10 protein-coding genes are annotated in these 14321 nt (G+C 58.6%); 6 read left to right on the top strand and 4 right to left on the bottom strand.

Annotation, left to right across the window (positions count from 1 at the left end):
* Positions 1-242: 242 nt before the first annotated feature.
* Positions 243-1307, top strand: a complete 1065-nt coding sequence (locus QP971_RS06620) for a PAC2 family protein (protein WP_284791055.1) — start codon at positions 243-245, stop codon at positions 1305-1307.
* A gap of 34 nt (positions 1308-1341) precedes the next feature.
* A complete protein-coding gene (locus QP971_RS06625; RefSeq protein ID WP_284811141.1) occupies positions 1342-3885 on the top strand; it encodes a DEAD/DEAH box helicase in 2544 nt (847 codons plus the stop codon).
* Positions 3886-3974: 89 nt separating this feature from the next.
* Here QP971_RS06625 and ahpD read toward each other — a convergent pair whose 3' ends face one another.
* Both ahpD and QP971_RS06635 read right to left on the bottom strand, forming a co-directional pair.
* Positions 3975-4499 carry an alkylhydroperoxidase, AhpD family gene (gene ahpD, locus QP971_RS06630; RefSeq protein WP_204608707.1) on the bottom strand — a complete coding sequence of 175 codons (525 nt, stop codon included), beginning with the start codon at positions 4497-4499 and terminating at the stop codon, positions 3975-3977.
* Between the two features lie 97 nt (positions 4500-4596).
* On the bottom strand, positions 4597-5190 hold the full coding sequence (locus QP971_RS06635; RefSeq protein ID WP_023021385.1) for a peroxiredoxin: 594 nt from the start codon (positions 5188-5190) through the stop codon (positions 4597-4599).
* A 160-nt stretch (positions 5191-5350) separates the two neighbouring features.
* On the opposite strand from QP971_RS06635, the gene QP971_RS06640 reads away from it, so the two are divergent.
* On the top strand, positions 5351-6295 hold the full coding sequence (locus QP971_RS06640; protein ID WP_049377406.1) for a hydrogen peroxide-inducible genes activator: 945 nt from the start codon (positions 5351-5353) through the stop codon (positions 6293-6295).
* A gap of 87 nt (positions 6296-6382) precedes the next feature.
* Here the strand turns inward: QP971_RS06640 and QP971_RS06645 are convergent, their stop codons facing one another.
* The gene (locus QP971_RS06645) at positions 6383-7291 is read right to left on the bottom strand and encodes a hypothetical protein (protein ID WP_284811142.1); all 909 of its coding nucleotides are present in this window, start codon (positions 7289-7291) and stop codon (positions 6383-6385) included.
* A gap of 106 nt (positions 7292-7397) precedes the next feature.
* Here QP971_RS06645 and hrpA point away from each other — a divergent pair, with 106 nt between their 5' ends.
* On the top strand, positions 7398-11285 hold the full coding sequence (gene hrpA / locus QP971_RS06650; protein ID WP_284811143.1) for an ATP-dependent RNA helicase HrpA: 3888 nt from the start codon (positions 7398-7400) through the stop codon (positions 11283-11285).
* Here hrpA and nrdR read toward each other — a convergent pair.
* On the bottom strand, positions 11282-11740 hold the full coding sequence (gene nrdR / locus QP971_RS06655) for a transcriptional regulator NrdR (RefSeq protein ID WP_005328590.1): 459 nt from the start codon (positions 11738-11740) through the stop codon (positions 11282-11284). The two genes, hrpA and nrdR, sit on opposite strands and share 4 nt — an antisense overlap.
* A gap of 728 nt (positions 11741-12468) precedes the next feature.
* Here nrdR and lexA point away from each other — a divergent pair.
* Both lexA and QP971_RS06665 read left to right on the top strand, forming a co-directional pair.
* Positions 12469-13173, top strand: a complete 705-nt coding sequence (lexA, locus tag QP971_RS06660; protein ID WP_150851050.1) for a transcriptional repressor LexA — start codon at positions 12469-12471, stop codon at positions 13171-13173.
* Positions 13174-13531: 358 nt separating this feature from the next.
* Positions 13532-14314 carry a transcriptional regulator SugR gene (locus QP971_RS06665; RefSeq protein WP_049377410.1) on the top strand — a complete coding sequence of 261 codons (783 nt, stop codon included), beginning with the start codon at positions 13532-13534 and terminating at the stop codon, positions 14312-14314.
* Positions 14315-14321 lie beyond the last annotated feature (7 nt).

Here is a 14321-nt window from a genome sequence, read left to right on the forward strand (position 1 = left end):
GGCCCCAGCTTCAACCACGCGCGCAACTATGCATAGGCCACCAAGGGTTAGGTGGTGGGGATCTGTGGATAGGTGGGGTGAAGGGGGCGTCGGCAAGCGGCTTTCCACACCCCGCCCGGGATTGCGCTGGCAATGCGCAGCGGTTTGGGGCACAATTGTTTATTTAACCTCGCGGTGCGCGCGGGAATAGTACGCACGCACGCGGCGTTGGGGTAGGTGAGAAAGCAAGGAGGTAACACAACATGCACGAAGAAGATCGCCGCATGTATGAGCTGGAATATCCGGCTCCGGTGATTAGGGATGATTCCGGTGACGGACAAGGCCCCACCATGATTGTTGCCATGCACGGCTATGCTGACGCTGGCCAGGCCATTGAAGCAAGTGCTGACCATCTGAAGGCCGCTTTGGAAGGCCGTCAGCTGGCATCGTTTAACTCTGATGAGCTGATTGATTACCGCTCGCGCCGCCCAGCCATCACGATTGATAAGGATCGGGCGCTGGAAATCGAGTCTATGGATCTTGGTATTAAGGTCCTGCGCGATAATTCCGGCAAGACCTTCCTACTGCTGTCTGGCCCTGAGCCAGACATGCGCTGGGAGGCGTTTACTACCGCCGTGGTGAAGCTGGTGGAAAAGTTCAATATTGAAGACACCATCATGCTCTATGCCGCGCCGATGCCGGTGCCGCATACCCGCCCTACGGTGGTTACGGCCCATGGCACCTCCTCCCGCTTGACCGAGCACATGCTCTCGATGGATTCCACCATGATGGTGCCAGGCTCCGCTGCGCTGTATCTGGAAAAGGCTCTGGCGGATAAGCACCGCACGGTGGCTGGATATACCGTCCACGTGCCGCATTACTTGGCCGCTTCGCCTTATCCGCAGGCCACGTACCAGTTGTTGGATGCGGTGGCCCGGGCGGCGCGCCTCAATATTCCTTTGGGCAGCATTGAGGCCGACATTTCTCGCGTGGAAAACCAACTGGAGGAACAAGTTGGTGGCTCGGATGAGATTGAAGGCGTAGTCCAACAACTCGAGCAGCAGTATGACGCTTATATGGAGCGCTACCGCAAGGAGCATCCGCAGGCGATCATGCCTGGCGAGGAGCCCATGCCTACCGGTGAGGAAATCAGCGAGGAATTCCAGGCATTCTTGGCTTCCTTGAATGAAGAAGAAAGCCAGCAGATCATCAATACCGAGATCGATGACCGCGAAGATTCCGCCGAGGAGGAAGGCCCGCAGTCCGATGGTGGGAAGGATGGCCCTGATTCTGCTTCGGGCGAGGGCGACTTAGGTGACGATATCTAACTAACCCGCCCCCATCGCCGCTAAGGTGGTGGGGGTGAACTTATCTCAGCTGCTGCCAGATTTAACGGAAGTACCCGAGCCCCTCGTAGACGAGGCAATTTGGGATACCTTTACCTCGTGGACCACCGGCCGGGGTATCAATTTGTACCCAGCTCAGGAAGAAGCCTCGCTCGGTATTTTGGCCGGCGATAATGTTATCCTCGCTACCCCTACGGGCTCGGGAAAGTCCATGGTGGCTAATGCTGCGCACTTCATTGCCCTAGCTCGTGGCCAGCGCAGTTTCTATACCGCACCGATCAAGGCCCTTGTGAGCGAGAAGTTCTTTGCCCTGTGCGATATCTTCGGCGCCGAGAATGTGGGCATGATGACTGGCGACGCCACCGTTAATGGCAATGCCCCCATCATCGCCGCCACCGCCGAGATTGTGGCCAATATTGCGCTGCGCGATGGCGCCGAGGCCAATATCGACCAGGTAGTGATGGACGAGTTCCACTACTACTCCGAACCGGACCGCGGATGGGCATGGCAGGTGCCGCTGCTGGAGTTGTCCAAGGCGCAGTTCCTGCTCATGTCCGCCACTCTGGGCGATACTCAGTGGCTAGAAGAGGATCTCACCCGCCGCACCGGCCGCGCCACCAACCTCGTCGCCGGCACCACGCGGCCCGTGCCACTGGACTTTTCCTATGTCTTTAGCGCGGTGCACGAGACCATCGAGGAGCTCTTGGCCGATAAGAAGGCACCCATCTACGTGGTGCACTTCTCGCAGCGTGAAGCGGCCGAGCGCGCGCAGGCGTTGACCTCACTTTCGGGGATTATCACTAAGGAAGAAAAGGAAGCGATTACCCAGGAAATCGGTGGGTTCCGCTTCACCACCGCCTTTGGCAAGGATCTATCCAAGCTGCTGCGCAAGGGCATCGGCATCCACCACGCGGGCATGCTGCCCAAATACCGCCGATTGGTAGAGCGCCTGGCACAAAAGGGCCTGCTCAAGGTCATTTGCGGTACCGATACCCTGGGTGTGGGCATTAACGTTCCCATCCGCACCGTGCTGATGACTGGGCTTGCCAAGTTCGACGGCCAGCGCCAACGCATCCTCAAATCGCGCGAATTCCACCAGATTGCCGGCAGGGCCGGCCGCGCCGGCTATGACACCGAGGGCACTGTAGTGGTCGAGGCCCCCGAGCACGAGATCGAAAATGCCAAGGAACGCCGCCGCATCGGCGACGACCCCAAACGCTTGAAGAAGCTCAAGAAAAAGTCCGCCCGAGAAGGCGAGGTGTCCTGGTCCGAGAAGACTTTCGCGCGCCTTACTGAGGCGGAACCGGAACAGCTGACCTCTCAGTTTCGCGTTTCTAATTCCATGCTGCTCAACGTCTTGGCGCGCCACGGCAATGGCTATGACCACATGCGCCACCTGCTGCGAGACAACCACGATAACCGCAGCAAGCAGAATAAGGACATCCTCACCGCACTCGATCTCTTCCGCGGGCTAGTGGATTCCGGCGTGGTGCAAAAGTCCACCAAGGGTTTGGATATCTACGGCCGCCCCTACCATTTGGTGCGAGAGCTGCCGCGTGACTTTGCGCTCAATCAACCGCTGGGCCCATTCGCCTTAGCGGCGCTCTCACTGCTAGATCCGGAAGCAGAAACCTATAACCTGGACGTTATTTCCGTATTCGAGGCCATCCTAGATGACCCGCGCCAGGTGCTCATTGCCCAGCAGAAGCAGCGCCGCGGCGAAGAGATCGCCGCGCTGAAGGCGGACGGGGTGGACTACACCGACCGCATGAATATCGTGGAGGATATCACTTGGCCGAAGCCGCTCGAGGAGCTATTGGAGCAGGCCTACGATACTTTCGCCGAGACCAATGCGTGGGTCAAGGAGTTTGAGCTGCGACCCAAGTCCGTGGTGCGCGACATGCTCGAGAACGCGATGACCTTCTCGGATCTGGTCGCAACCTACGGCTTGGCTCGCTCCGAGGGCGTGATTTTGCGCTACCTGACCGACGCCTGGCGCACTCTTAAGCAATCCATTCCGGACGAGTACAACACTCCAGAGCTCGAAGATATCGTTGTCTGGCTAGGTGAGCTTATTCGCCAGGTGGATTCCTCGCTTGTCGACGAATGGGCGCAAATGGCCGGCGAAGACTCCCCCATCGACCAAGACACGGTGGACCGCGAGCTGGCCTTTGGCGTGGAGGACCCCACCGCGCTCACGGCCAATCGCCGCGCCTTTACCATCATGGTGCGCAATTACATGTTCCGCTTGGTGCAGCTCTTTGCTTTGGAAAAGGAAGAGCGCTTAGCGGAGCTGCTTGACTACTTGGACGAGGTGCCGGACTTCGGCGCTATCCTAGATGATTACTTCGATGAGTATGATGACATCGATTCCGGCCCCGAGGCCCGCGGCCCGGAGTTTTTCCGCCTAGGCGATACTGACTCGCGTGCGTGGTCCGTGCGCCAGATCATCAAGGACCCAGACGGCGATCACGCCTACCAGTTCGTCGCTACGGTAGATCTCGATGCCTCCGATGAGGCCGGCGAAGTCCGCCTAGCAGACCTGCGCGTGGAGTACTAGCCTGCGAAAACGACAAAGCCGCCCTGGCTGCCACGCCCCAGAATAAGAGGGACGTCGGCAAGCGCGAGGGCGGCTTAAAGCCGGCTATTTTAGCGTGCGGCCTCAATCTGGACAGCCTGTGCCACAGCCTGGACAACGGCCGCAACCTTGACGGCCTCCCAGACCTGCTCCTTGCTCAGACCAGCCTCGTTGAGCTCGTGAGCGTGAGCACCCAGGCAGTGCTCGCAGCCATTGATGGCGGAGACTGCGGTATTCCACAGCTCGAAGTTGGCCTTGTCCACGCCTGGCTTGGAGATGATGTTCATGCGCAGGCCGAACTTAACCTGTGCGTAGTCATCGCCCAACCAGCCCTTGGCGCGGTAGGCAACATTGTTCATAGCCATAACGGTGGCTGCGCCGTAGGCTGCCTCGATAGCTTCCTCAGACAGGTGTTCCTTTGCTTCCTCCGCAATCTCAGACAGCACGGTGTCATTGCGGGTTGCGGCAGCCGATGCCAGCAGGCAGCCCCAGAGCTGCTCCTCGTCCAGGTCCTTGGAACGGGTCAGGGTGCCTAAGTTGAGCTTCTGGTCCTTGGCGTACTCCGGCAGGGAGGACTTCAGATTATCAATAGACATTGCTTTTCTCCTTTGAGGTTTTGATAGGAATTTGCTGTGCTGGATTTAAAAGGAAACCCCGCCACGAAAGCGGGGTGAACCTGCATCTCAGTGAGATTTAGAGTGCGGACTGAACGACGTCCATCTTGTTGATGTTCTTGGTTGGGTCGTTCTTCTCCCAGTTGCAAGCGCAAACCTCTTCGGACTGCAGGGCGTCGAGCACACGCAGAACCTCGTCTACGTTACGGCCAACAGCATCCGGGGTAACGGAGACGAACTGGATAACGCCATCCGGGTCGATGATGAAGGTAGCACGGTCAGCAACGCCATCAGCGTTTTCTACACCCAGTGCACGGATGAGGTCGTGGCGCACGTCAGAGAACATCGGGAAAGGAACTTCCTTCAGCTCTGGGTGAGTTGCGCGCCAGTTGAAGTGAGCGAACTCGTTATCGGTGGAGCCGCCAAGGATCTGGGTATCGCGGTCCTGGAACTCCTCGTCCAGCTTGCCAAAGGCAGCGATCTCGGTCGGGCAGACGAAGGTGAAGTCCTTCGGGTAGAAAAAGACCACCTTCCACTTGCCCTCGTACTTGTCCAGGGATACCTGCTCGAAGTAGTCCTCCGGCTGGTTAGCGTTGACATCGTGCAGGTCGCCACCGGTCAGGGCGGTGAGGTTGAACTCTGGGAACTTTTCGCCGACGGTCAAAATAGGCATAGTCTTCAACTCCTTTAGCAAGGGCTTTTCCTCTAAGTTTCCTGCCGCTTGCCGTACAAGCAGCGGGGCCGGACCGCATCCGGCCCAACACGATCAGTTATACCATCTTTTCCGCTCGCGTCAATAGCAAATCCTATAGGTAAGTGTTAGAGTAATAGGCATGCATAATAAAGAGTACCGCCCTACACTTGCTCAGCTGCGTACCTTCGTCACCGTTGCAGAAAACAAGCACTTTGGTACCGCGGCCGCCAAACTCGAGATTTCCCAGCCCTCCCTCTCCCAGGGCCTCGTTGCCCTCGAACAGGGATTGGGCTTGCAGCTTATCGAGCGCTCCACCCGCAAGGTCATCGTCACCTCGGCCGGTGAGACCCTCCTCCCCTACGCCAAGGCAACGCTTGAAGCAGCAGATACCTTCCTCGCCCACGCTCGCGGCGCCAACGGCACCCTTGCCGGTCCACTGACCATCGGCGTTATCCCCACCATTGCTCCCTACATCCTCCCCGATCTGCTCTCCATGCTTGCGGAGGCTTACCCGGATCTCGAGCCGCGCTTCGTCGAGGAGCAAACCCAACACCTCATTACCCGCCTGCGCAACGGTAACTTGGACCTTGCTATCATGGCCCTTCCATCCGAGGCCACCGGCATGGTCGATAGCCCGCTTTACACGGAGCAATTCTCCATTGTCTGCCCGCCCGATCACCCCATCGCTGGCCGGGAGGATGTCGAGCTTGCGGAACTCAAGGACCTAGATTTGCTGCTGCTCGACGACGGCCACTGCTTGCGCGACCAAGTAGTCGACCTTTGCCGCCATGCCAATATCAACCCGGCCGAGGCCACCAATTCCGTCACCCGTGCTTCCTCCCTGACCACCATCATGCAGCTGGTCAGGGGCGGCCTGGGCTGCACCCTCGTCCCCGAATCCGCCCTCGCCACCGAATGCCATGGCAAGGACGTCGCCATCGCCCACTTTGCCTCCGATGTCACCGCTGAACGCGAGGTGGGTCTCGTGTTCCGTTCCTCCGCAGCTCGCGCCGAGGAGTTCCGCGAATTCGGCACGCTCATCACCGCCGCCTATAACAAGGCGATTGAGCGCTCCCGGCAGTAATCGCTCACGGCAAGCCCCACGGGGCGTCGCCAAGCACGCCAAAGGCCACCGCCCCTAACTGGAACGGTGGCCTTTAGCTATGGTGCGCTACGCCTGTGGGAAGATATTGCGGCCCGCGCACTGGCGGTACATATGTGCCTGTGCCAAGAGCGTAACCGGATACGCCACGATAAGGCCGATACCCAAAAGCAAGAAGCCTGCAACAACGATGAAAAAGTTCAAAATGGAAAGCAGTAGCAGCTGACCGTAATTGTTCTTACCTGCCTGAAAGCCCTTTTTCACGGCGTCACCGACGCTATCGCCGTCGGCCGCGAACCACTGCATCAGGGAGAACAGCGGCTGCACAAAGAAGCTAATCAGCGAAATCACGGCCAAGACACCGAGCATGCCCATGACGGCGGTGAACGCTTCTTCATCGGAAAGCTGCTCGGCATTGCCGACTAGCCCCGCCGCAGAACCTCGCAGAGCGACGAAGGAAATCAGTCCCGCCACAACGCCGATGACGACCATGATGACCAGTGGCTGCCACCAGCGCACATTCTTAAACAGGTAGCCCCACCCGGTGCGAGAATCATCAATCTGGAAAAGCGCCAGGCGCATAAGCATTAGAGTTAGCACGATGCCAATCACCCAGGAAATGATTTGCATGATCGTGGAACTAGCAGAGATATCACCATCGACACTCGCCGTCGCAGCGCCCACTCCGCCGGAAATGGCGAAAAAGACTACGCCGAGAACGCCAGCAAGCAACGTTCCCAAAATCCATAGCTTCCAGTTGCTAAAGACCGCCCGAAAGGCCCAAGAAACGGCATCTATGGCCGAAACCCTTCCGGTGTGTTGAGGCTGGCCCGCATGGTAGCCGGCATAGCCTTGGGCGTTGCCCTCGTGGGCGCCGCCATAAGACGGAAGCTGGCCGTAGTCCGGCCGATCCTCAGGATGGTTGGTCGGCTCATAGCGAGGAAAATCGTCATTTCCACCCGAATACGGGTTCGTCATAGGCGGTGCTCCTCCTTCAGGAATGCACATAGAAAAATGGATAAGTATTTTAACTTTAACAACTTTTTCCTCATTTCAGGTGGACGGGTAAACTCGTTGCCTAGTCATGACTAAGAACGAATCCCCTTCTCGCGACGAGCTCTTCGCCGCACTCGAAAATGTCACTTTGGCCGAGGCCCGCTCCTTCCGCCGCCGCCTCAAGAAGGCCCGTGCGCCTAAAGCTCTGCAAGAAATCGGCGCTGAGATCCAGGCCGCGGCCGAGCGCGTCGCACTTACCGACGCCGCCGTTCCCACCATCTCCTACCCCGACGCCCTCCCTGTCACCGCCCGCAAGGACGATATCGCCGAGGCAATTCGGGACAACCAGGTAGTCATCATCGCCGGTGAGACCGGTTCTGGTAAGACCACTCAAATCCCAAAGATCTGCCTCGAGCTAGGTCGCGGCCGCCGCGGGTTCATCGGTCATACCCAGCCGCGCCGTATTGCAGCGCGCACCGTGGCCGAACGCATCGCCTCGGAATTGGACCAGAAAATCGGCGAGTCCGTTGGCTACGCCATCCGCTTCGATGACCGCGTCTCTGAGACCACCGCCGTCAAGCTTATGACCGACGGCATTCTGCTCGCCGAGATGCAACGCGACCGCTTCCTCAATAAGTACGACACCATCATCATCGATGAGGCCCACGAACGCTCGCTCAATATCGACTTCCTCTTGGGCTACTTGAAGCGCCTATTGCCCAAGCGTCCCGACCTCAAGGTGATCATCACCTCCGCTACCATCGACCCAGAAAGCTTCGCCGCCCACTTTGCCGACGCCGACGGCAACCCCGCCCCCATTATCGAGGTCTCCGGACGCACCTACCCCGTAGAAATCCGCTACCGGCCACTCGAATTCGAGGCCGGCGGAAAAGTCGTGGACCAAGACCCGCTCGACGGCTTGACCGAGGCCATCGAAGAGCTCATGCGCGAAGGCGACGGCGATATCCTGTGTTTCTTCCCTAGCGAGCGAGATATCCGCGATGCCATGGAGGCCATCGAAGGCAAAAAGTGGAAAAATGTCGAGGTCACTCCCCTCTTTGGCCGCCTATCTAACCAAGAGCAGCACCGCGTGTTTAGCGAGCACCGCGGCCGCCGCATCGTCTTGGCCACCAATATCGCCGAAACCTCGCTTACCGTGCCCGGCATCCGCTATGTCGTCGATACCGGCACCGCCCGCATCTCGCGGTATTCCACGCGCACCAAGGTCCAGCGGTTGCCCATCGAGCCCATCTCGCAGGCCTCCGCCAACCAGCGCTCCGGCCGTTGCGGCCGCGTCGCGGACGGCATCGCCATCCGCCTCTACAGCGAACAGGATTTTGAAAGCCGTCCCGAGTTCACCGACCCAGAAATCCTGCGCACCAACCTCGCGAGTGTCATCCTTCAAATGGTTTCGCTCAAGCTCGGTGATATCGAACAATTCCCCTTCATCCAACCTCCCGAACACAAGGCCATCCGCGATGGTCTCACACTCCTCCACGAGCTCGGCGCCCTCCATGACAAGCAGGACAAGCCCTCGCTCACCACCGTCGGCCGCGATCTCGCCCGCATCCCACTGGATCCGCGCATGGCACGCATGCTCATTGAAGCCAATACCAACGGATGCCTCGATGATGTCATGGTCATCGTTGCCGCCATGACCATCCAGGATGTGCGCGAACGCCCCCTCGACTTCCAAGCCCAGGCCGACCAAGCCCACGCCCGCTTCAAGGACAAGACCTCGGATTTCTTGTCCATGCTCAAACTATGGGATTACATCAAGCAAACCCGCAACGAGCAATCCGGCAATAAATTCCGCAAGCGCATGAAACAGGAGTTCCTCCACTACATGCGCATTCGCGAGTGGTTCGACCTGGTGCGCCAGCTCAAGGACGTCACCAAGCAGCTGGGTTGGACCTACCAGGAAGGCACCGAGCGCCGCTCCGATGACATACACATGTCCCTCCTTTCGGGCCTGCTATCCAATATCGGCGCCCGCGATGGCAATTCCAAGGAGTTCCAGGGCGCGCGCAACACCCGCTTCCTGGTATTCCCCGGCTCCGCCCTGGCTAAAAAGCCTCCCGAATTCCTCATGGCTGCCGAGCTGGTAGAAACTTCCCGCCTCTGGGCGCGCGATGTCGCCGCCATCGATCCCGCCTGGGTGGAAAAGCTCGGTGCAGACCTGCTCAAGCACAACTACTCCGAGCCCACCTGGTCTCGCAAGCGCGCCGCCGCCATCGCGCACCAAAAATCCACGCTCTACGGCGTGCCCATCGTGGCGGACCGCACCGTGCCCTACCACCGCGTCGATCCCTCCGCTGCCCGCGATATGTTCATCCGCAATGCCCTTATCGCCGGCGACTGGAACACCCACCACGCCTTCTTCAAGGCCAACGCCCAAGCGCTTGACGACGCCGCCGCATACGAAGAAAAGGCCCGCCGCCGCGGACTCATCGTGGACGAAGACACGCTTTTCGATTTCTATGACCAGCGCATTCCGGCCAAGGTAACCACCGGCCGCCGCTTTGACTCGTGGTGGAAAAAGGAGCGCCGCCGCACCCCGGATCTGCTGGATTTCGATCCCACTAAGCTCATCGATGACTCCCATGAGGTCACCGAGGAATCCTTCCCCGACCACTGGCGCAAAGGTTCTATCGATTACGAACTGACCTACAAGTTCGAGCCCGGCGATCCTCTCGACGGCGTCACCGTAATGGTTCCCATTCCTATGCTCGCCGGCTTGGATACCGAAGGCTTCGATTGGCTCGTTCCGGGTCTGCGCCTAGAGCTCGTCACCGAGCTTATCCGGAGCCTGCCCAAGGCCCTGCGCCGCACCGTCGTACCCGCGCCCGAGTTTGCCGAGCGCGCCAGCGACCGCCTCATCCCTTATGAAGGACCCATCACCCAGCAGCTTGCCGACGTCCTCCGCGAACTCGGTGGTCAAGGAATCAACGCCACCGACTTCCAGGCCAGCAAGCTACCCGCCCACCTGCGGATGAATTACGGGGCCATCGATAAGCGCGGCAAAATCGTCGACTCCGACCGCGACCTCGCGGCGCTCGTCAGACGTCAGGCCGGACACATCAAGTCCTCCGTATCTCGCGTCTCGCGCACCTCCGAGTCCACCGCCGTCAGCGAATGGACCGACGACACCCTCGGAACCATCGATGACACGGTCAAGACCACCGTCGACGGCCACGAGGTCACCGCCTACCCTGCCCTGGTCGCTACCAAGGACGGCGTCGAACTCAAGGTCCATCCCACCAAGGCCGCCGCAGATGCCGCCATGGTCACGACCACACTTACGCTCCTCATGCGTGAGATATCCGTCAACGCCTCCCAAATGGTCAAGGGCCTGCCATTGCAACAGCGCGTCGCCGTCGATTCCTATCCGCACGGCGGCGCCGACGGCCTTGTCAACGACGCCCGCGTCGCCGCGATCCGCGACCTGATGATGGAAGCCGGCGGACCCGTCCGCACCCCCGCAGCGTTCCAGAAGCTTAAAGACACCGTCAAGCCCCAAGTCCCAGGCCGCGTACGCCAGGCAGTAGTAGCTATTGCCCCAGGACTCGCCGAGTACTCCAACCTGCGAGCGGAACTCGCTCATTGGGACGGTCCAGCGATCGATGACATGCGCGCACAACTGGACTTCCTCCTACCCCGAAACGCCATCACTGTCCACGGAATGTCCCATCTGCGTCATCTACCGCGATATATCCAAGCCATGCGAATTCGTCTAGAGGACATGAACCTTGACCCGGACCGCGATGCGGACCGCCAAGCCGAGGTAGATAACGCCAAGGCCTACCTATCCAACCGCCTTCGCAGCCTCCCGGCCGGCCGTGAAAAGACCCGCGAGGTCAAGGACGTGCACTGGATGATCGAAGAACTTCGAGTTTCTCTTTTCGCTCAGCGTCTTGGCACAGCCCACGCCGTTTCACTCCGCCGTATCCAAAAGGCGGTGGACAAACTGCGTTAAAAGTCCTCGCGATCGCGCCTTCGCATCAGTCGAATCTCGGATTCAAAGTCATCTGCGCTTTCAAAGGACTTATATACAGAGGCAAAGCGCAAATAGGCCACTTCATCAAGGTCCCGCAGTGGTTCCAGGATGGCCAGGCCAATCTCGTTCGCGTTGACCTGCGAGGAGCCATGACTGCGCACGGTCTCCTCTACTTCTTGCGCCAGCTTCTTCAGGGCATCGTCGCTTACATCTCGCCCCTGACAGGCACGGCGCACGCCGCGAATCAATTTATCTCTGCTGAAGGGCTCGGCCAGACCGTTTCTCTTCACCACAAGCAACACGGCTTTCTCAACCGTGGTAAAGCGCCCCTTGCACGAAGCACACTCGCGCCGGCGACGAATCGACGCTCCAGCATCGACCACACGCGAGTCGATGACGCGGGATTGCTCATTGTGACAAAAGGGGCAATACACAGTGGTCCTTTCACTGACGTTGTTATGCCAGTAGTTTACTCACCTTCAATTCCGCTCGACCACCGGGCTTCGCCCCCGTTCCCCCTAGCGTGTTACTGCAGCCTCTACTTGATGCACATTAGAGGCCGGCGGTTGCGGTGCACTGTTTCCTTCAGTGCTAGCTAGTCCGCCTAACAAAGTGCCCACAAAGACCGCTACACCAAACACTGCGCCCAATGCGTAGTTACCTGTGTTCGACTCACCTACGCTGCTTCGACCCCTATTCGATCTGTCCCCAGAGTCTCCGGTCGACGTACGGTTCGAACGATAGGTCGTGCAATCTTCCACACGTAGAGTTCGAACATACCAAGAGTTTGCGGAACCGCAGACCGCAGAACCGTAGCCACGCTCCACATCCCATACGGATGCAGAAGGCACCACTACAGGTTCGATAGCGTTGCGAGTTACCAGGTTATTGCGAGAATTGAGCAGCAGAGACATAACTTTCCTTTCGACGACTGAACCCACCGTAGGCCCCTCATGCGACACGTCATGATGTCCAGTCGCCATAATGTTCGATTTAGTTGGTACGTTCGATTTATAGCATTGCCTCGAATACTTGTCCACCCCAACGCGTAAATCTCGAACATCTGTACTTTTCGTGCTACAAATGACGTGTGGCAACTTTTCAGCGCCGCCAGCTAACAGACCACCTATAAACCCACCCAATCCCCTCCGAGGAGCCAGCAATGGGCCGTAAGCCAAAGAAGACCACCGAGAAGACCGATTACGCCTCCCTATCTGACCGCCAGCGACGCATTCTCAATGTCATTAGTGACGCCGTTATGTTGCGTGGTTACCCACCAAGCATTCGCGAAATTGGTGACGCAGCGGGTCTACAGTCCACATCATCGGTCGCCTATCAGCTAAAACAATTGGAAGAGAAAGGGTTTTTGCGCCGAGACCCTAATAAGCCGCGTGCCGTAGATGTTCGTCACCTTAATACGGATGATGGCGCCAAAAAGCCCGGCCGCAAGCCGGCTAAGCCTGAGCAGCAAGTTCCCGAGGATGCAGGTGCTGTTTCCTATATTCCTGTGGTCGGCCGTATCGCTGCGGGAGCACCCATTACCGCAGAGGAAAACGTCGACACATACTTCCCAATGCCTGACGAGGTGGTCGGCGGCGGCGACCTTTATATGCTGCAAGTAGTCGGCGACTCGATGCAGGATGCCGGAATCCTTGACGGCGACTGGGTAATTATTCGTTCCCAGTCAGTTGCAGAGGAAGGCGAGTTCGTGGCCGCCCTGCTCGAAGGATCTGAAGCTACCGTCAAGGAGTTCCACCGCGATTCCTCCGGCGTGTGGCTGCTTCCCCACAATGAGGCCTACGCTCCCATCAACGGCGATGATGCGGAAATCATGGGCAAGGTTGTATCGGTATTCCGTAAGCTTTAAGCACTCACCCGACGCAGATTCTATAACCCCGCAAGGGCCGAGCGTGGCCTCGCGGGGTCTATCTATGTTCACCCTTCGTTGACGCGGCCCGTTTGCTGCTACCCCCATTTTTGCTCCAATTCGGACCCGGACACCAAAAGAGACGAAAATCCCACTTTCCCACTTTTCCTTCTAACCAGGCATTTCAGAGTGTTCGGCCCACAATGCAGCTGTGCAAATTTTTGCTTTAGTCCGTTTATTCCCGATTTTTGAGACAATGGACTAAGCAAAACAACATCGCCGGATCTTCACTTCCGCATAAAGTGGCAACTTTTACCCCCACGCCATGACGCGATGTCTCTAGATTCAAGGAGGAATCATGTACGCAGAAGAGCGGCGTCGCCAAATCGCTTCGCTCACCGCCGTTGAAGGCCGTGTCAACGTCACTGAGCTCTCAGAACGCTTCGAAGTTACGGCCGAGACCATTCGCCGCGACCTTGCGGTGCTTGACCGTGAGGGCATCGTCCATCGCGTGCATGGCGGCGCAGTAGCCTCCCAATCCTTCCAGACCGCGGAGCTTACCCTGGATACCCGCCAGCGGTCCGCCTCCGGCGCAAAAGCGGCTATCGCCCGCGCGGCCCTAGATTTTCTCCCCCAGGGCGGCGGCAGCATTTTCTTGGACGCAGGCACCACCATTAACGCGTTCGCGGAGCTCATTGGACAGCAATACCCTCAGGCGCAGTTTAATATTGTCTCCAATAGCCTGCCCATCGCCCTGTCGCTAGCGGGCAATGGCGTGCCTGACGTCCAGCTACTTGGCGGTACGGTCCGCGCGATTACTCAAGCCGTCGTTGGCGATACCGCGCTGCGCACCATAGCTTTAATGCGTGCCGACGTCGCCTTTATCGGCACCAATGCCCTAACCCTGGACCATGGCTTGTCGACGGCCGACTCCCAAGAGGCAGCCATCAAGTCCGCCTTTGTCACCAATGCCCACAAGGTAGTGGTCATGTGTGACTCCAGCAAGCTGGGCAATGACTATTTGGTAAGTTTTGCGTCTGCCGCCGATATCGACGTCGTCATTACGGACGCCGCTGCCCCCGATTCTTTCGTGGAAGCGTTGCGCGAGCGCGAAATTGAGGTCGTGCTCGCCAGCGAATAATCCCCCG

The sequence above is a fragment of the Corynebacterium marquesiae genome, from assembly GCF_030229635.1.
GTDB lineage: Bacteria > Actinomycetota > Actinomycetes > Mycobacteriales > Mycobacteriaceae > Corynebacterium > Corynebacterium marquesiae.